This is a genomic window from Arthrobacter silviterrae (assembly GCF_011045165.1).
GTDB classification, from domain to species: domain Bacteria; phylum Actinomycetota; class Actinomycetes; order Actinomycetales; family Micrococcaceae; genus Specibacter; species Specibacter silviterrae.
In genome coordinates this window covers 69541-86835 of record NZ_JAAKZI010000017.1, presented here as the reverse complement: position 1 = coordinate 86835, position 17295 = coordinate 69541, and the positions used below count along the sequence as shown (strand labels likewise).

17 protein-coding genes and 1 pseudogene are annotated in these 17295 nt (G+C 66.2%); 2 read left to right on the top strand and 16 right to left on the bottom strand.

Translation table 11 applies throughout. From position 1 onward, the window contains the following. Window positions 1-141: 141 nt before the first annotated feature. The 3 genes and pseudogenes from G6N77_RS11115 to merA form a co-directional block, all read right to left on the bottom strand. A pseudogene (locus G6N77_RS11115) lies at window positions 142-525 on the bottom strand (IS481-like element ISAar27 family transposase); the annotation flags it as partial. Between the two features lie 714 nt (window positions 526-1239). Beyond that, a complete protein-coding gene (locus tag G6N77_RS11110) occupies window positions 1240-1920 on the bottom strand; it encodes a haloacid dehalogenase type II (RefSeq protein ID WP_165182230.1) in 681 nt (226 codons plus the stop codon). Window positions 1921-2187: 267 nt separating this feature from the next. Next, a complete protein-coding gene (gene merA, locus G6N77_RS11105; protein WP_165182229.1) occupies window positions 2188-3633 on the bottom strand; it encodes a mercury(II) reductase in 1446 nt (481 codons plus the stop codon). 125 nt (window positions 3634-3758) lie between these two features. Here merA and G6N77_RS11100 point away from each other — a divergent pair, with 125 nt between their 5' ends. Next, on the top strand, window positions 3759-4148 hold the full coding sequence (locus G6N77_RS11100; protein ID WP_165182238.1) for a heavy metal-responsive transcriptional regulator: 390 nt from the start codon (window positions 3759-3761) through the stop codon (window positions 4146-4148). A 226-nt stretch (window positions 4149-4374) separates the two neighbouring features. On the opposite strand, the gene G6N77_RS11095 is transcribed toward G6N77_RS11100, so the two are convergent. The 10 genes from G6N77_RS11095 to G6N77_RS11050 form a co-directional block, all read right to left on the bottom strand. Beyond that, window positions 4375-5502 carry an ABC transporter ATP-binding protein gene (locus tag G6N77_RS11095; RefSeq protein WP_165182228.1) on the bottom strand — a complete coding sequence of 376 codons (1128 nt, stop codon included), beginning with the start codon at window positions 5500-5502 and terminating at the stop codon, window positions 4375-4377. Continuing rightward, on the bottom strand, window positions 5499-6365 hold the full coding sequence (locus G6N77_RS11090) for an ABC transporter permease (RefSeq protein WP_205678216.1): 867 nt from the start codon (window positions 6363-6365) through the stop codon (window positions 5499-5501). The genes G6N77_RS11095 and G6N77_RS11090 overlap by 4 nt, the downstream gene beginning before the upstream one ends. Continuing rightward, window positions 6356-7165 carry an ABC transporter permease gene (locus G6N77_RS11085; protein WP_165182227.1) on the bottom strand — a complete coding sequence of 270 codons (810 nt, stop codon included), beginning with the start codon at window positions 7163-7165 and terminating at the stop codon, window positions 6356-6358. Before G6N77_RS11085 ends, G6N77_RS11090 begins: the two co-directional genes overlap by 10 nt. Window positions 7166-7242: 77 nt before the next feature. Then, window positions 7243-8484 (bottom strand): ABC transporter substrate-binding protein, encoded by a 1242-nt coding sequence (locus tag G6N77_RS11080; protein ID WP_165182226.1) that lies wholly within the window; start codon window positions 8482-8484, stop codon window positions 7243-7245. A gap of 1 nt (window position 8485) precedes the next feature. Then, window positions 8486-9961, bottom strand: a complete 1476-nt coding sequence (locus tag G6N77_RS11075; RefSeq protein WP_205678215.1) for a hypothetical protein — start codon at window positions 9959-9961, stop codon at window positions 8486-8488. Window positions 9962-10019: 58 nt separating this feature from the next. After that, the gene (locus G6N77_RS11070) at window positions 10020-10568 is read right to left on the bottom strand and encodes a carboxymuconolactone decarboxylase family protein (RefSeq protein ID WP_165182225.1); all 549 of its coding nucleotides are present in this window, start codon (window positions 10566-10568) and stop codon (window positions 10020-10022) included. Between the two features lie 83 nt (window positions 10569-10651). After that, complete coding sequence (locus G6N77_RS11065) at window positions 10652-10951, bottom strand: DUF427 domain-containing protein (protein WP_165182224.1); 300 nt, start codon at window positions 10949-10951, stop codon at window positions 10652-10654. Further along, on the bottom strand, window positions 10948-11616 hold the full coding sequence (locus G6N77_RS11060) for a Crp/Fnr family transcriptional regulator (protein WP_240901960.1): 669 nt from the start codon (window positions 11614-11616) through the stop codon (window positions 10948-10950). Before G6N77_RS11060 ends, G6N77_RS11065 begins: the two co-directional genes overlap by 4 nt. A gap of 116 nt (window positions 11617-11732) precedes the next feature. Beyond that, window positions 11733-12140, bottom strand: a complete 408-nt coding sequence (locus G6N77_RS11055) for a hypothetical protein (RefSeq protein ID WP_165182222.1) — start codon at window positions 12138-12140, stop codon at window positions 11733-11735. Window positions 12141-12356: 216 nt separating this feature from the next. Beyond that, the gene (locus G6N77_RS11050; RefSeq protein WP_165182221.1) at window positions 12357-12851 is read right to left on the bottom strand and encodes a class I SAM-dependent methyltransferase; all 495 of its coding nucleotides are present in this window, start codon (window positions 12849-12851) and stop codon (window positions 12357-12359) included. Window positions 12852-13079: 228 nt separating this feature from the next. Here G6N77_RS11050 and G6N77_RS11045 point away from each other — a divergent pair, with 228 nt between their 5' ends. Next, on the top strand, window positions 13080-14594 hold the full coding sequence (locus tag G6N77_RS11045) for a dihydrolipoyl dehydrogenase family protein (protein ID WP_205678214.1): 1515 nt from the start codon (window positions 13080-13082) through the stop codon (window positions 14592-14594). Here G6N77_RS11045 and G6N77_RS11040 read toward each other — a convergent pair. From G6N77_RS11040 to G6N77_RS11030, 3 genes are read right to left on the bottom strand one after another with little or no spacing between them, the layout of a single operon-like run. Next, window positions 14576-15202: a CDP-alcohol phosphatidyltransferase family protein gene (locus G6N77_RS11040; RefSeq protein ID WP_165182220.1), complete on the bottom strand. Its 627-nt coding sequence runs from the start codon at window positions 15200-15202 to the stop codon at window positions 14576-14578. The two genes, G6N77_RS11045 and G6N77_RS11040, sit on opposite strands and share 19 nt — an antisense overlap. Then, window positions 15195-15929, bottom strand: coding sequence for a TVP38/TMEM64 family protein (locus tag G6N77_RS11035; protein WP_165182219.1), 735 nt, complete (start codon window positions 15927-15929; stop codon window positions 15195-15197). Before G6N77_RS11035 ends, G6N77_RS11040 begins: the two co-directional genes overlap by 8 nt. Then, on the bottom strand, window positions 15922-17277 hold the full coding sequence (locus tag G6N77_RS11030; protein ID WP_165182218.1) for a dihydrolipoyl dehydrogenase family protein: 1356 nt from the start codon (window positions 17275-17277) through the stop codon (window positions 15922-15924). The genes G6N77_RS11035 and G6N77_RS11030 overlap by 8 nt, the downstream gene beginning before the upstream one ends. Between the last annotated feature and the right edge of the window lie 18 nt (window positions 17278-17295).

Genomic DNA, 17295 nt, shown 5'->3' with positions numbered 1-17295 from the left:
ACCCGAACGATTCACCACCAACAACGACCCAAAAATCCTCACCGCCCCCGACAGTGCCTGGATCAACAAGCCAGCCGAGAAAGACACCCCAAAAGTAGCCGCCTAACTCCCGCTGGCCTCATTCACCTTGACAAATTCCGCATCGACGTGGCCGACACTTGAGAGGAGACGGGCAATCGTCGCGACCGAGGGAACCTTCCCACCCGGGAACTTCTCCTGCTGGCTCGCTTCGTAATAGATCGAGCGCGGGCCGTAGTCCCAGCCGTCGGCTTTGAGCTGCTTGCGGATCTTCACCAACTCGTTGACAACCGGGGGGCCATATTTGCGGGCCGGGGTCCTTGGTGCACGGGACCTGGGGTGAAGGGCCGCAGTGGATTCATGGACGGCACGGTTGCGGATCTTATAGAAAACGCTGCGGGAAATCTTGATCGAACGGCAAAACTCCGTGACCGAGAGTGCATGCGGCTGAAGGGGATCGAAGTTGATGATGGTGGCACGAGTCTGGGGTGAAAGAGAGTTCTTCATCCAACGACTATCGCCGCCAACCGCCGACACAAAGTGTCTCCGAGGTGGTGAGACAGCGTGTCTCCGATGTCATGAGATCGTGTACCCACGAAGTGATGAGACAGGACATACAAACTCTTGAGACCCGGCGTGCACGAAGAGGTGATATTCACTGTCCACGATGTAGCGAGGTTACACACCAACTCCCCAGACCCGCGCTACCAACCGGGGCTATACGCCAGGCATGCCTGTTCACGAACGCACCAGCCAACAGGCGTTATCCTGTGTGAGCGACCAGTGTACGGCAGGCAAAGCCGAACCGGTGACATAACCACAATGCGGTCAACAGTGCCTGATTAGGCCCTGGTACCTTGCCATCCACTGGGCCTTTCGCCCACACCAGCATCGTTCAGCAGCAAAAAAACTGGCCCGGCGGTCGTCTTGGTTTTTCCGTCCCGACCATTTGAGTCTCCCCGCAAACACAGCAACGCCCTGCAGGAGGCCTCATGGTCACAGCGCCGAAACTCGCAGCATGACCGAACGGACACGGCCCCCGTCACCTGCTCTGCTCTTACTTCGCTGGTCGGCCATGGGCTTGACACATTGTGATCTTTCCCGTCGCTGGGGACACCTCCGCTCCGTAAGCGCGGAAAACCTATAACCCAACGCCGTGCCGTGGCGTTTGCGGAACCACGCAATTAGCCGGTATGTCAGCTCCGGGTCTCAAAGCAGAGCTCATCGGGTTGGGTTCCGGAGTGCTTCGGGCAGGTCGGTGAGGGTGGTCAGGGTGTGGTCGGGGGTACTGAAGGAGGCCGGGTAGCTTGCGCCGGTGCGGTTGATCCAGGCTGTCTGCATTCCGGCCCGGGCGGCCCCGTGGACGTCCCATGGGTGCACAGCGACCAGCAGCATCTGGGCCGGGCTTGTCCCGCACACTCCTGCAGCGTAGGCGTAGGCGGCAGGATTTGGTTTCCAGGCCGGCGCCTGTTCGACGGAGAGCAGTGCCTCGAAGTCTTTCAGGATCCCCGCCGGTGCGAACATGTTTTCTGCGATCTGCGTTGATCCGTTCGTGAGTGTGATCAGACGGTATCCTTCCGTTTTGAGTGCCCGGATACCCTCTGTCACGTCGGGGTGCAGCCCTAGGGATGCCATGCCTTCCATGATGTGGTCGACAGCGTCGTCCAGGCCGCTGGTGATCCCGGCGCCGGGCAGGAGTCCGCGCAGGGCCTCGGCGCCAATCTGAGTGAAGCCGGGGTTGTCTCCTGCCGCGGTGAGGGCGAAACCGTCCCGTAGTAGGGTCGCGAACCATAGCTTCGCCAGCGAAGCCGGCGCGCCGGTCTCGACGAACCTCGCCGCCATCGAAGTCATGTCTGAAAGGGTTTCATTGACGTCAAAAACAATCACTGACGGGCTATTCACTGGGCATTCTCCTTCGTAGAGGCAAAATCTTGCAGTAAAAATTGGGGTTCATCGACTAGTCTGTTCGATCCTGCCAGCGAAATGCCTAAGCCTGTACCCACGTGGTCGGTGGGGAGGTGGCCTGTCGAAGGGAGGTGTGAAACGTTCGTCGCTAATCCTGACCTCAATAGGACTTTGAAGCTGAGGGAAACTTGACCTGTGAGATGCCGTGCCGGGTGGGTGGCATCCCGGTCAGTACTGGGATACGGCATACACACGGATACGGCATCAGGTGGCGCAGCAGGAGAGTTTGGAGATGTCGGTGGTGTAGGACTGGGCGGCGATCTTGATCCCTTCGGCCATGGTCAGGTAAGGGCTCCACAGCTTTGCGACCTGTCCCACGGTCATCCCGGCCTCCAGGATGTAGACCCCTGCCGCGGCCAGGTCACCGGCATCCTTTGCGACCGCGGTGATCCCCACAATCTGCCGGGTGTCGGCGTCGGCGACGATCTTGATGAAGCCGCGCGTGTCCCTGTTCACCAGGGCACGGGGTACGTATTCCAGGGGCAGGACACGGCATTCGCACCGGATGCCGGCGTCGTTGGCTTGCCGGTCGGTCATGCCGACCGCGGCCAGGGCGGGGCTGGTGAAGGTGACCCGGGGCAGGTGCCGGTAGTCGACCTCGTGTCTGGCTTCGTTGAAGACGTTTTCCACCATCATGGTGCCGTGGAAGGCGGCGACGTAGACGAATTCGCGGTGTCCGGTCACGTCCCCGGCGGCCCAGATCCGGTCGTTGGTGCTGGCCAGGGTTTTTTGCACCAGGATTTCGCCCCGGTCCCCGGTCTTGACGCCGACGGTGTCCAGGTTAAGCCCGTCCGTGACGGGGCGCCTACCCGTGGCGACCAGCAGTTTCGCGGCCCGGAATTCTTCCTGCCCGCCCGAGACCACGGCGGTTGCGACGATCGCGCCGGTGTCCGGGTCGGTCCGCACCGAGGACACGGTGGCCCGGCGGACGACACTGATGCCCTCGTCGGCGTACACGCCCATCAGGGTCAGGGAAGCCTCCGGTTCCTCAGCCGAGGCCAGGCGGGAGCGGACCAGCATGGTCACCTTGGATCCGAGCCGGGCAAAGAGCTGTGCCTGTTCGAGTGCCACGTACCCGCCGCCGAGCACGAGCAGGGACTCGGGCACTTCGTCCAGTTCCATGGCCGTGGTCGAGGTCAGATACTCCGTGTCCGAGAGTCCTTCGATGGGGGGCACCCAGGGGGCGGACCCGGTGGCCACCAGGTAGTGCGCGGCCGTGACCGCTTCGCAGGTCCCGTTGGCCCTGGTGACCTCCAGGACCGGTTCCTCCGGTGTGCCGGCGAACACGGCATTGCCCTGGCGCAGCTCCCAGCCGTAGTCCGAGATGAGGTCCACGTACTTCTCCGAGCGCATCCCCTCCACGAGGGAACGCTTCCCGTCGACGAGTCCGGGCATGTCCACCGCATCGGCCGAGGAGTTGATGCCCGGGAACCGGCCGGACGCGTCCACGGCGACATGGCGGGCCTCGGCGGCCGCCAGCAGGGCCTTGGACGGAACACAGCCGGTGTTCACGCACGTCCCGCCGATGGTGGACCGCTCGACCATGAGGACCCGCTTGCCCAGGCTCGTGGCCCGGATCGCGGCCGCGAACGCGCCGCCACCGGAGCCAATGACCGCCAGGTCGAAATCGTGGGCAGCGGGCTCAGTCATGGTTCCTCCAAGGATCGTTCATCATCACGCCCCACGGCAGCGGCCGTTGCGTCTGCCACCAGTGTGCACCTTCCCCTAAACTGGAAGGTCAAGCGGGAAACTCCCGCCGGATGAAGGGGTGCATGATGCGCATAGGCGAAACGGCCGCCGCTGCCGGCCTGACGGCCAAAACCCTCCGCTTCTACGAGGACCGCGGCCTGCTGCCGGTGGCCGACCGGGCACCGAACGGCTACCGCGACTACACCCGGGAAACCGTCGACCGGCTCGAATTCATCCGCCGCGGCCGCACCGCAGGGCTGACATTGACTCAGATAGGGGGCATTCTTGCTGTCCGCGATGCCGGCCAGGCTCCCTGCATCCACGTCCGGGAATTACTGGCCAAACAGCTCTCCGACCTGGACGCCCAGATCGCAGAACTCACCGCGCTTCGGGCAACCGTCGCCGAGGCCCATGACGCTGCCGCAGCAGGGGATCCGGTACGCTGCAATCCCGAACAGATCTGCAGCTACCTCTAAATCCGGACACCGCCCCCAGCGCAGCCTGCCCGGAGGAAACCCGTAGGCGCAAGGCCACCTTGTGCACTTGGCCGACGGTGGGACATCTGGCTGGCTCAACAACCCGCGTGCCCGTTTCCTTCATTCCTACTCGGGCTCGGATGGGGGGCGCTGGCAGACGGCAACGACCAGTATCCCTGTTGGCCGGATCTCGGGCGTCCCAGCCACTGATCGGGTCCAGGCTGAATCAGTGGCCGACGCCGGTCAGTGCTGCCCGTCCGCGCGATGTCAACGACGGCCTTTCATCGGCATCCGCGTACAAATGGGCGGTGTCTGAATCGTCCACAACGGCCAGCGCGGATGTCGGGATATGCATGGTGACGTTCTCGCCCACGGCAAGCCCGCGGCCCCATGGTACTTCTGCACGCAGCACGACTCCTGCCGCGTCCAGGGTCACCAGCCGGCGCGGTCCCATACCCTGCAGCCCCGAAATTGTGGCCTGGAGCCCGGCGCCGTCCGCGGCACTGACTTCGATGCTCTCCTGGCGGGCAAGCAGGATCCCCGGCCCGGTGGGCCATGCGGTGTCGCATGGCAGGGGCAGCACACCCAGGGCAGAGTGGTGGCTTCCGTTGCACACGGTGCCCGGAATCTCGTTGGCCCCACCCATCAGCCGGCTGGCCTCCAGGGAAGCAGGGCGTGAGTACATGAGCTCAACACTGCTGTGCTGGAGTATCCGGCCGCCGCTGAACAGAGCGATGTTCTCGGCCACGACAGCGGCTTCGCTGCGGTCATGCGTGACCATCAAGATGGTGGGGTTCAACCTGCGCCGCAGTTCCGCCAACAGCGCATGCATGGCGGAGCGCAGCTCCGGGTCCAAGGCGCTAAACGGTTCATCCAGCAGCAGCACGGAGGGCCTGGCCGCCAAGGCACGGGCGATGGCCACCCGTTGGGCCTGCCCGCCGGAGAGCGCCGTAACCTGGCGCCGGCCAAAGCCTTCCAGCTGGACGAGGTCCAGGAACTCCGCGGCGTCGACCCGGGCGGTGCGTTTGGGGACTCCGCGGACGGTGCCGGCGAAAGCAATGTTGTCCAGCACGTTCAGGTGGGGAAAGAGCAGCGGGCGTTGCTGGACCATGGCCATGCCCCGGCGTTCGGGCTTCACCCCGGCCATGTCCTGACCCCCAACCAGCACCCGGCCGGCGTCGGGGACCTCAAGGCCTGAGACGGCACGCAGCAGGGTGCTCTTCCCGGCGCCTGAAGGCCCCAAAAGGGCGGTGCACGAGCCGGCCTCAACGCTCAGGTTGACGTCGTCCAGGACTGGGGTGGACGTGCCCGGGAATGATTTTGACAGGCCTTCCACTGTGACGGTGCCGTTCATGGCCTGCCTCCGTTTGGTCGGCGCCCGAATCGGCCAAGGCCGAGCAGCAGAACCAGTGGCGGCAGCACGGCCGCGGCCGAGAGCAGCGCGACGGTGGCATCGTTGCCGGTGCCTGCGGCCGCAGCAGCCACCAGCAGCGGAACGGTGACAATAGTGCCTCCACCGACGAGCAGGGTGATGACATAGTCACTCCAACCCACCAGGAAGGCCAGGAAGGCGGCCCTGGCCAGGGCCGGCGCCAAGAGCGGCAGCTGCACCCGCCACATGAGCTGCCAGGGCGAGGCGCCCAGGAGGCGGGCTTCTTCCTCGATGGCGAGGTCGTGCGCCCCGTAGGCGACGCGCATGGTGTAGCTCGTGTAGGGCAGGGCGTAGACCATCAGCAGAAGGACGACGCCGGCAAAGGCCGGTACGTGCAGCCGCAGCAGCACCACGTTCAGTCCCAGCGCGGCGACAAAGGCCGGCAGGGCGAGCGGGGCAAACAGCATGACGCTCACAGCCGGGGCGAACGGGACCCGGTGGTAGGCCAGGGCGCGTGCTGCCAACACTCCCAGTGGTGTGGCGAAGGCGCTGACTAGCAGGCCCAGGAGCAGTGAGTGGCCGAAGGCCGGGACGGCTCCCTGCGCCAGGGCCGTGCGCACTCCGTCCCACCCCCAGGCCTGGGGCAGCACTGCCGGGAAGGACCAGCGGTCGGCAAAGGCCCACAGGGCCAGGGGCACGAGCGGGAGGATGAACCAGAGCGCGAGGGCCAGGGCCAGCAGGACCCTGAGTGCACGTCCGAGGCCTCGGGATCTCCGCAGCCCGTTGCCCGGCTGGCTGGGCCAGGAGAGGGGCACCCCAACATCGGGGGGAAGGGTCAGCGCCACAGTGTGCTCCTGCGCAGGTAGGCGAAGGCGGCCGCCACGGCGCCGAAGGACAGTGTGGTGGTCACCATGGCCACCGCGGCTGCCTCGGGCCTGGCGGTGAGGGTGGCCGAGTTGAACAATTGCAGGGCCATGACGGGCAGGGGTTCCGGGTACGCCCGACCCAGCAGCCAGGCCACTTCGTAGGAGCCGAGGCTGTAGACGAAGACGATCGTGGCGCAGACGGCCAGGGCCGGCATGCTCAGGGGTATCAGGACGTGCCGGAGGCGCCGGAGCCGCCCGGCGCCCAGCAGTGCAGCTGTTTCGTCGTAGCTGACCGCCCGGGTGGCCAGGGTGCCGGTCACCACCAGGGCCACGAAGGCTGATTCCTTCCACCCGTATTCTGCAACAACGGCGATCCACCAGGGACCACCCACGAGTTCCGGCCAACCCCCGCCGGTGTTGAACAGGCGCGCGAGCAGCCCGGAGTCGGCCAGCAGCAAGGACATGGAGGCGGCGCCGATGATGTGCGGTACGGGAATGGTCAGCGTGCCCAGGGCGGCGACGAGCTTCCCGCACCACCGGCCCTGGACGATGACGAGCGCTGCGGTGAAGCCGACGAGGCAGGCTACCAGGGTCGATGCGGCCGCTATGGCCAGGGACAGGCCGATGCCCGCCGGCAGCTCGGAGGCTTGGGCGGCATACGCCGCCACTGTCAGGGAGGGCGGGCCCACCAGTGGGAACAGGCCCAGGCTTTGGGCCAGGGACGTGGCCATCCCGCCGCCGACGACGAAGGTGGCCACGAGGACGGCGGGGGCGGCCATCAGTGTCCCGGGAAGCCAGGAACGCCGGCCCGGGGGCCCCGGTGTAGCCAGTGATGCCGGAGGGACCGTTTCTGTTTTCACTGCCCCGCCAGAACCAGCCGCCGCCAGGCATCGTCGAGCGCCGGAACCCAGGCAGCGGCGAGTTCCGGGTTGGCATTTTTGGATAGCACATTGAAGTCGGGGACGACAGGGGACTGCGGCAACCTAGCGAACAGGTCCCGTTCGGCGGTGTCGAGCCTTGCCGTGTCTAGGACGGTGAATTGGCCCCAGGTGCGGGGGTCGGCCTTGGCGGCCTGCTGCTGTGGTGAGAGCGCCAGGTTCGCGACGACCATGGCCCCGGCCTGGTGGCCGGACGTTGCCGGTATGGCCAGGAAACTGGCGTTACCGAGGGAGCCCTCCTGCAGTGTCAGCACCTTGGTGGCGGCAGGGTAGGTGCCGTCGGCGACGAGTTTGGTCAGTTCAGCCGGGCCGTAGGTCATGGTGAAGTCCACCTGCCCGCCCGCATAGAGGGCGTTGAGTTCCGTGGAGGTCTTGGGGTAGGTCTGGCCCTTGCGCCACAGTGAGGGGGCCAGTGCCTTGAGTCTGCCGTACAGGGCGGGGGTGAGCCGGCCAAACGCTTTTTGGTCAAAGCGCAGCGGCACGTTTTTGTACCCGCCTGAGACGCTGTCAAGTACTTCGCGGGTGAAGGCGGAGCCGGTGAAGTCCGGGGGTGCGGGGTAGGTGAAGCGGCCGGGGTGTTGTTGGGCCCAGTCCAGCAGCCCGGCCAGGGTGTGTGGCGGGTCGGTGACGGTGGCGGCATTGTAGGCGATGGTGAACTGTGCCTTGCTCCACGGTGCCTCGCAGCCCTGGACCGGGGTTCCGAAGTCGTCGGTCAGCAACGGGTCTGTGGGGTTGGTCAGTGACATGTTCGGCAGCAGTGACGTCCAGCCGCACAACCAGGCGCCGGCCTGCTTGCCGGTGCCGAAATTGTCCCCGTTGACCCAGACCAAGTCGACGCTGCCGTCCTTGGTCCCGGCCTGAATTTCGGTCAGGACGCGGTTCAGGGCGTCCTTGGTGTCGGCGACGGGAACGCGCTGGAGGGTGACCCCCACCTTGGCTGCGGCGGGGATCAAGGTCTTGTCCACATAGGCGTTGCCCTGTTCGTCCCCGCCGTACATCCACAGCCGCACCGTCTGTCCCTTCGCGGCCGCGGTCACCTGCCCCCAGCTGGTAAGGCCCGGGTGGGTCGGGGCCGGGGCGCTGCAGGCACTGAGGGCCAGCAAGGCTGCGGCAGCGCCCGCAAGGAGCCCGGCGAACCGGCGACGGGAGAACCTTCGCATGTCAGCCTTTCCTTGTCCGTGAGCCGGCCGAGTCGGTGGCTGCATGCGTGGAGGCGAGATCCCCGTCCGCCGGTGGCTGCGGGAGGACCCTGATGGGGAGCATTTTACGAAGTCCAACATTTTCGCCGGGGTCCAGGACCGAATGCTGAACACATGCGGGCACCAGTTCCCCGGTTTCCGGGTGGCTCATGGTGTACATGCAGGCGCCGAGTCGTTCTTGGGTTTCCTTGATTTTCGGGTCGTCACTGGCCACGCCTTGTTTCATCAGGGCCCAGGCGGGGGCGACGTCGGCGGCATCCATGAAATTGTGCACCACGAACGTCCTGAAGGACAGCCGGCGGTGGAGGGCCGCGGACGCCACGGCCCGCAGTCCACCGGCCCGGCGCATCAGGCGTAGGGCGAAGGACGCCAGGAACGGGACGTCGCCGGGGTGGGCCAGGAGCGCCCGCAGCACTTTTACCGCCACAATCCAGGCGGGGGTGTCCCCAAAGATCATGCCGCCAAAGTGCGCCAGGGCCCTGTCGCGGGCGGCAAGGTCCCGGGGGTCTTCCGGGTCCAGCAGGGCGGTGCTGCGGGTCCCGGCGTTGACGGTGATGGCGGTCCGGTTGCAGCGTACGTCCCCGAACTGGGTTCCTTGCCAGGGGATGGGGTGTCCGGCCGCGGCCTCGATCCGGGACCAGACCGCGTCAATGGAGACGGTGTCGAAGCCTCCGGACCACCGGCGGTCATCGCCGATGTAGGCCGCGGGCTGGAAGGAGAGCATGTCATAGGGCATCTCCATCACCGCCCGGGCGACGTCGGTGACTTGGTCGAGGTTGCTCGGTGTGACGGTCATGTTGTGGGCAATGTAGGAGCGGATACCGTGGTCGCGTTTGAGGGTGGTGAACATGTCCGCGAACTTGGCCCTGAAGGGGTTGAGCTCGGCTTCGTCGCGGGGGCGCACCGCGCCGCGCCGACCGCGCATCAGCGAATCAAAGTGGGCGGCGAAGGAGACCCTGTCAAAGCGCGGCTTCCCGTCTTCGTCCAGCACGACGTCGAGCAGGTACTGGTAGTCGAAGTCGCCATGGGTCATCGACATGGGTTCGCGCCCGTTGGCGCGCATGGCCAGCAACGCGGCCGCATGGTCCCGCGCGGGGAGCAGGCTGACCTCGCCGCCGATCAACTGCGCGTGGGCGCGCGGGCCCCGGATGCTGCGCAAATACTCCATCTGTTCGGTGACCCCCTTGAGTGTGTGGGCCCCGTCGATCCGCACCTTGTTCGCATCCGCCGAGTGGTAGCAGGGCGAGCAGGTCAGGTTGCATTTGGGGAAGACCCCGTGCGTGCCTTCGCACCCGACGGCTGCCCGGCCCAGCAGCTGGCCGGGAGTTTTGGCGTGCTCGGGTAGCTGCTCCCAGCGTCGTTCCAACGCAGTCCTGCTCTCGGGCTGGATCGGCCGGGTCGTCATTTCGATGCCTCGAAGCAGGGCTGCGATCTTCATGGTGATCCTTTGGTTCATGCGGCAGACACGGACGGGAGCCGGTAGGGCCGGTTCTCTATTAGGCGTTTAGGTCCGGTGCCGGTGGCAGGTCCAGCTCGGTGCCGGCGTAGTGGTTGAAGTAGTTGGTGAACAGGTTCGCGGCAATGTGGGCAAAGGCCTCAGCCAGGTCATCGGCGCTCCACCCGGCACTCAGTGCGGCTTCCCAGGTGGCCGCGGAGACGTTTCCGGTGTTGGCCGCGGCCTCGCGGGCGACGGCGGTGATGGTCTCGATCTTTTCATCGAAGTCCACTTCCCCGGCGCGGATCTGAAGGATCTGCCCGTCGTCAAGGCCCGCCCGCCGGGCGGAGAGGGTGTGTGCGGCCTGGCAGTAGTCGCAGCCGTTCTGGTTGCCCACGGCCAGGGCGATGGCCTCACGGATGCGGGCGTCGAAGGTGCCGTGGGCGGCGATGGCTGCGCCTATCCCCGTATAGGAGGCGATCACCGCCGGCGAGTGGGCCATTCCGGCATGGATGTTCAACAGTTTGCCCATTTTCTTCTCAAGTTTCCGGGCGGCCTCCCGGGAGCCTTCGGGGGCTGTGGCAACGGTCTGGGCGGGAATGCGTGGCATGGGGATGATCTCTTAACTGTTAGGAAATACGGAACAAAAACAGTGGTCCCGGCACGAGGGGGCACGTGCGCGGAAGTGGATGGTCAGGGCCGGTCGCCGCTGACGATGACGCCGGCACCCTGGTCAAAGGCAACATGGCCCTTGATTTTCCGGGCAAGCGGAGACGGCAGCGGGTAGGACCAGGCGGCGTTGGAGGAGTGGAATCCGCCCGCGCTGACATGGTGGTAGCGGGCGACGCCTTTCCAGTAGCACAGGGTCCGCAGCCAGCTCTTCGCCAGGACCCCTGGCGCCACGGATTCGGGTGGGAAATAGTGGTTGCCCTCCAGATAGATGGTCTGTTGTGCGCGCGCGATCACCTGGCCGTGGAAAGTGGCGGTCATCATGAGGAACTCCTGGCCAGTCGGTGCAGGATGCCCCGGTCCGTAACGATGATGCGCCCGCGCCCTTGCCGGATGGCATTTTTGGTCGTGAGCTCCCCCATGACCTTGCTGGTGGCCTCACGGGAGGCGCCCAGGAGTCCGGCGAGCTGTTCGTGGGTGAGGTGCAGGACACGTCCTTGGCTGAAGCGGTGTGTGGGTGCGTTCTCGGAGAGTTTCAACAGGGTCGAGGCGACTTGGGCGGAGAGGGGTTTCAGTGCGAGGTCTGTGAGGCGTTCTTCGAGCCTGGCGACCTGTTCGCCGAGCAGGCGGGAAATCCGGATCGCGATCCGCGGGTCCGAGAGCAGGAACCGTTCCACCTCTGCCACACTGAGCTGGCAGATTGTTGCATCCTCGATGGCCTCGGCGTAGTTGTCGTACATGCGCTGGCCCACGAGCATCATTTCCCCGAACACCGCCCCGGGTTCAAGGATGGCCATGGTCAGGGCCTTGCCGTCCTCGGCGACCCTAAAGACCCGGACCCGGCCGGTCTTGAGGATGAACAAGGCCGTCACCGGTTGGGACTGGCTAAAGAGCAGTTCCCCGCGACGGAAGAAACGTGCCGGGGCCATCAGGTCCATGGCCGCGATTTCCTTCGCGCTCAGGTCGGCGAACAGCTCGACTTCGGTCAAGCAACTAAACGGATCAAGCGGTCCTGTTACCAAGGGTTCTGCCTCTCGTACGCTTGGGGTCCAGGGCCGGAGGTCTCCGGGGACGACGGCGGCCAGCTCGCCTTGGCATTCATCCCTCATGGCCGGGCCGCAATGACCCGTACGGCCACCAACCCCAGAATAACCCCATAAATCATGTGGCCCATCAGACTCAACACAGCGGTCAGGTCCAGGGCGAACAGGGGCATGCCCAACATCGCGGGCATGATCAGCAACGGACCCAGAACCCACCAGATAATCCCGTAACCAAGCCCAAAGACCGCGCCGCGGCGATAGCCGGTCAGCAGCCTGTTGCCGAACAGCACCGTCAGGCCCAGCCCGATGAGGACCGAGATGACCAGGTGGACGCCGAATCCGACCCAGGCCGAATGGGAACCGGCCAGGGAGGCGATCATGGGCAGCATGCCCATCATCGCCATCAACATGCCGAACACGATGCCGCCGGCAAGCCCACCGGCAACCCCGGCAAGGGCGCGCCGGCCCATGCCCGTCGTAGATCCGTGGTGCGAAAGAGCTGATGCAGAAGCCATCTCGGCGTCCCTTCATTGAAATTGTGGTTGTCCGTCCACGCTATGGCCGGTGTGGTGCCCCGTTCCGTAATCTGGAGTACACAACAAGCTGGCATTCACGACGGGCCGCTGCCGCCGGCACTTTTCCATGCTGGGGGCGCCTTCCCACCCCAGGGCCTGCGCTACTTTGGCTCACATCGTGCGGGCTTGGACCATCTTTCCTGCACGGATCTGGAGGTGGCCGGCCCTGGCCGAGGCCCGGACGACGTCGGTGCACTGCTCCTCGACGGCCCGCCACGGTGCGGCCTGAATGTCGGATCCCCCCAGCGCGCAGGCCAGCCGTGCCAGCGGAGCCAGCCACCGTGCCCGGCCCAGGGGTTCCTGCATGTCGACGACCCCGACACGGGCTCCGGGGCCCAGCAGGGACGCCATGGTGGCCCAGGCCCCTTCCCAGTCCTCCATCAGCGACAGCGAGTACGTGGCCAGGGCCGCCTGCGAAACCGCCGCTCCACCGATTTCCTGGATGCGGGCGGTGATGGTCCCTGGATCCAGGCGCACCATGTCTGCTTGGAGAAGGATCACGTTCCCCCAGCCGTGCGACTCGGCCCGGCGCCGTGCCTGACGGAGCATTTCGGCGCTGCGGTCGATCCCCACGATCGTCCCCGACGTGCCGATTCGTTGCTGCAACCACGATCGTCCCCGACGTGCCGATTCGTTGCTGCAACAGGGAAAAGTTCAGCCCCGTCCCGCACCCGATGTCCAGTACCTGCTGGCCCGTGGTGGGGGCCAGGGCATCGATGCCAAGGACCCGCCCGGCATGATAAACAGGGTATTCTGCGGACAGCAGATCATAAAACGGGGCAAACCACGTATATTTGTCAGCCACGGCGGGCTCCTTCGGGTACTTTCTGGTTCGTGCCCTGGCTGCGGAGCCGCCAGCGCGGACTGCGCCGGCTGGCACAGGCCCCATCATTCAACACCACGCACGAGGAGTCCCCCATGAGCGTCAAGCACAGGATCGTTGACCTGCTGGTGGTCGGTGGGGGCACCGCCGGCATCGTAGGCGCCAAGACGGCAGCCGGGCTGGGCGCGCGAACCCTCCTGGTCGAACAGGCCCGCACCGGCGGGGACTGCCTATGGACCGGCTGCGTCCCGTCCAAAACCCTCCTCTCGGCGGCCGAACACGCCACACCAGTGCGCGCACTGACCGGGCAGCCACCGGAATTCGCGACAGTCCGCGAACGAATTTTCGCCGCGATCAACACCATCGCGCCCGTCGACTCCGTTGCGGCCCTTGAAGCTTCCGGAGTCGAAGTACTCACGGGCGCCCTGGTGTTCCGTGCCCCCGGGGTCGCCGAAGTCGACGACAGACAGATCCGTTTCCGGCAAGCCCTAATCGCCACCGGCGGCGCGCCGGCAACCACGGTCATCCCCGGGCTGGATCCGTCCCGCGTGGTGACCTCGGAGACGATCTGGGACCTGGACGCCCGGCCCGGGCGGCTGGCCATTGTCGGAGGCGGCCCCATTGCCTGCGAACTGGGACAGGCCTTCGCCCGCCTCGGATCACAGGTAACCATGGTGGTCCGCTCCGGCATCCTGCCCAAGGAAGACCCCGACGCCGCCGACCTCATCCGGGCGAGCCTGGCACACGATGGTGTCCACCTCCGGGAAAACACCACCATCGAGCATGCCCTCACGACAGACACCGGATCTATGCTCCAGATGCAGGACGGAACAACCCTTAAGGCGGACACGGTTCTGATGGCCATAGGGCGTGTGCCCCGGACCGCCGGCCTGGGCCTGGAGCGACTCGGGGTAACACTGGATGGGGGCGGGCACATCGTCACGGATACGCGAATGAGAACTTCCAACCCGCTCATCTGGGCCGCCGGGGATGTGACAGCCCACCCACAGTTCACCCACCTGGCCGGGGTCCACGCCTCCGTGGCGGCCGCCAACGCGGTCCTCGGGCTCAAACGCCAAATCAGCACCACGGTCCCCCGAGTGACGTTCACCTCCCCAGAGGTTGCCGCCGTCGGACTGACCACGGCCGACGCCGGCCTGGGGCACCGTGCCCGAACCGTCCTGCACACCCATGTCGACCGTGCCGTGACCGAGGACCATACGGGCGGGTTCTCCCGGCTGGTCGTGGACCGGCACGGGAAGATCCTCGGCGCAACGATCGTGGGCCCGCGGGCCGGGGAATCCCTGTCCGAGGTCACCTTGGCCGTACAGAAGGGGCTGACGACCTCGGACATCGCCGGAACCACCCACCCTTACCCGAGCTACTCGGACGGGGTGTGGAACGCCGCCGTCGCCGACGTCCGGGAGCGCCTGGCCTCCCCCCTGATGCGCCGCGCCACGGCGGCCCTGCTCTGGGGGCGGCGCCGCTGGCTGGACAGACCCGCGCCTCACCGCAGGGACCGGTAGCCGGCGATGATCCGTTCCACGGCGCTGACCATGACCAGTACCGCCCAAGCGGCCGCGATTTCCCACGCAACACCCGGGAAAATCAGCCAAAGGCTGTGCACGGCCACTGTCTCGGCCCCTTCGGTCAGGCCAGGCAGGAAGGACAGCGACCGGCCGTCCGAAAGTTGGCGGCCGGTTTTTTCGGCGATGGAGGAAAAGGCCAAGAAGCCCGTGCCGTTGATGTAATAGGCAAAAAGGACCAGCAGGAACGGCAGCCACGGGGCACCGAAAGCGGCCGTCGCGCCGATGCCCACACCCACCACCGTTGCACCGTAGACGACGAAATCGGCGCAGATGTCCCAGAACCCGCCCCGCCCCGTGTCCGTTCTGCCGGTGTGACGGCTCCTGCGCCGTGCCAGCGGGCCGTCGAGTCCGTCCGCGACCCGGCACATAAGCCACGCGGCCAGGGCCGGAAGCCACCACTGCCCAGCCGCCAGGGCTGCGCTGGCCAGGCCAAGGACCAGGTTCAGGCCAGTCAGCCTGTCCGGGGTGATCCAGGGCCGGTCCAGCCAGGCGGCTGCCCGTGTTGTGGCAGGTTCCATAACCCTGCGCAGCCTGGCATCAAACATGGGTCACCTGCCTTTTCCGGCGCCGCAGCACCGCGACCACCAGCCCGGCCAACGTCAGCACTCCCAGGGTCCCAAGGGCGAGGTCGAGCTGCCAGCCCGGCTTCAGGCCGAACGCTCCCAGTGCCACGTAACTCACCGTGCCCGGAAGGATGCCGATCGCGGTGCCAAGGAAGTAGTGCCACCAGCCGATGGAGGTCAGCCCGGCGGCATAGTTGATGGCTGTAAAGGGCAGCACGGGAACCAGTCGGACACCGATCATGGCCGCCAGCCCGCGCCGCCGCAACAGTTGGTCAACTTTCTCCACCTTCGTCCCGGTGAATTTTTCCACGGCCTCCCGGCCCAGCCACCGGCCCAGCCAGAAGGCAGCCACCGAGCCGAGCATCGCGGCCACATAGACGACTACCGTGCCAGCGCCGAGCCCAAAGACCAGCCCCGCAGCAACGGACAGAACGCTTTTGGGCACCGGCGCCAAGGTCAGCGCGGCATAGGCGATTATGAAGACGACCGGTCCCCACCAGCCCGTACCTGCGAAAAAGCTGCGGATCTGCCCCACCGGCGGGAGCGGAAACACCAGCACCGAGACGGTCGCGGCAGCAACGAGAAGCAGCAGGATCCCGAATCGCCAGAGCGCCCGGGTCCGGTTCACTCCCGGGCACCGGCTTTCCGTGCCGGCCGCTTCGCGTCTCGTCCCGCCCAGTTCGTTGTCCACCCCGGTTGGCTCATTCAAGGCGGTTAAGGGCGTCTTCGATGGCGCGGTGGAAGGTCGGATAGGCGTAGATCATCCGGCGCAGCGTGCCGACCGGGATCCGGGCGTGGACGGCCAGAGTGAGGGCGGAGAGGACTTCTCCCCCGGTGGGACCGGCGGATGCGGCACCGACCAGCACGCCACGGTCGGCGTCCTCGACGAGTTTGATGAAGCCCTGGTTGCCTGACTTGTGAAGCCACCCGCGCGCAGACGTGGCCAGGTCCGTGAAACCAACCCGGACGTTCAAGCCTTCCTCCCGGGCTTGGGCCTCGCTCAGGCCCACGGAACCGATCTCGGGGTCGGTGAACGTCACCCGCGGCACGGCATGGTACTGCGCCGGTTCCGGCTCGCGGCCAAGGATATGCGCGGCGGCGATGGCGCCCTGGTACATGGAGATGTGGGTAAAGGCGCCCTTGCCCGTAATGTCGCCAATGGCATAGACGCCGTCCGCGACCCGCATGTGTGTATCCGGGGTCAGGAACCGTGCGGCCGGGTCCAGGCCCAGGGCCGCCACGCCGAGAGCACCAAGGTTCGTGGTGCGGCCCGTGGCGACCAGAAGCCGGCTGGCCGTCAGGGTTGATCCGCCAACGTTGAGGGCGAATGTCCCCTCCGAGTAGTGAACGTTTTCAATGCGGGCCCCGATCTGGACGTCGATGCCCTCCTCGTCAAACACCTCCGCGAGCAGTTTTCCCGCCTCTGGCTCCTCCGGGGGCAGCAGGCTTGGCGCGGCTTCCAGGACGGTGACACGAGTGCCGAAGCGCGCGAACGCCTGGGCCAGTTCGGCACCGATCGCCCCGCCCCCGATGACAATCAGGGACTCCGGGATCTCGGTCGCGGCGATGGCCTCGCGATTTGTCCAGTACGGCACGTCGGCAAGGCCCGGGATCGGGGGAACCGCCGGCTCGGTACCGGTATTGATCACGATGGCCCGGCGCACGGTGAACTCCCGGCCGGCCGCAGTGACGGTCCGCGGACCGGTGATCGTACCGCGGCCGCGGACGAATTGGCCGCCCTTGCCCGTGAACCGCTCCACCGCAACCGTGTCATCCCAATTGTCGGTGGCTTCCGTGCGGATCCTTTCGGCCACCGGAGCCCAGTCCGGGCGGATGTCTGCATCCCCGGCGAGCCCGCGTATCCGGTGCCCCTCCGCTAGGGAGTTTCCAGCGCGGATCATCATTTTGCTCGGAATGCAGCCGTAGTAGGGGCACTCTCCGCCAACCAGACGTGCATCGATTCCCACGACTGAGAGGCCCGCTTCTGCAAGTTCCCCGGCAGCGGCCTCACCGCCGGGCCCCATCCCGATAACAACAACATCAACAATCTCAGCCATGAAAACTCCTCTTCGTCT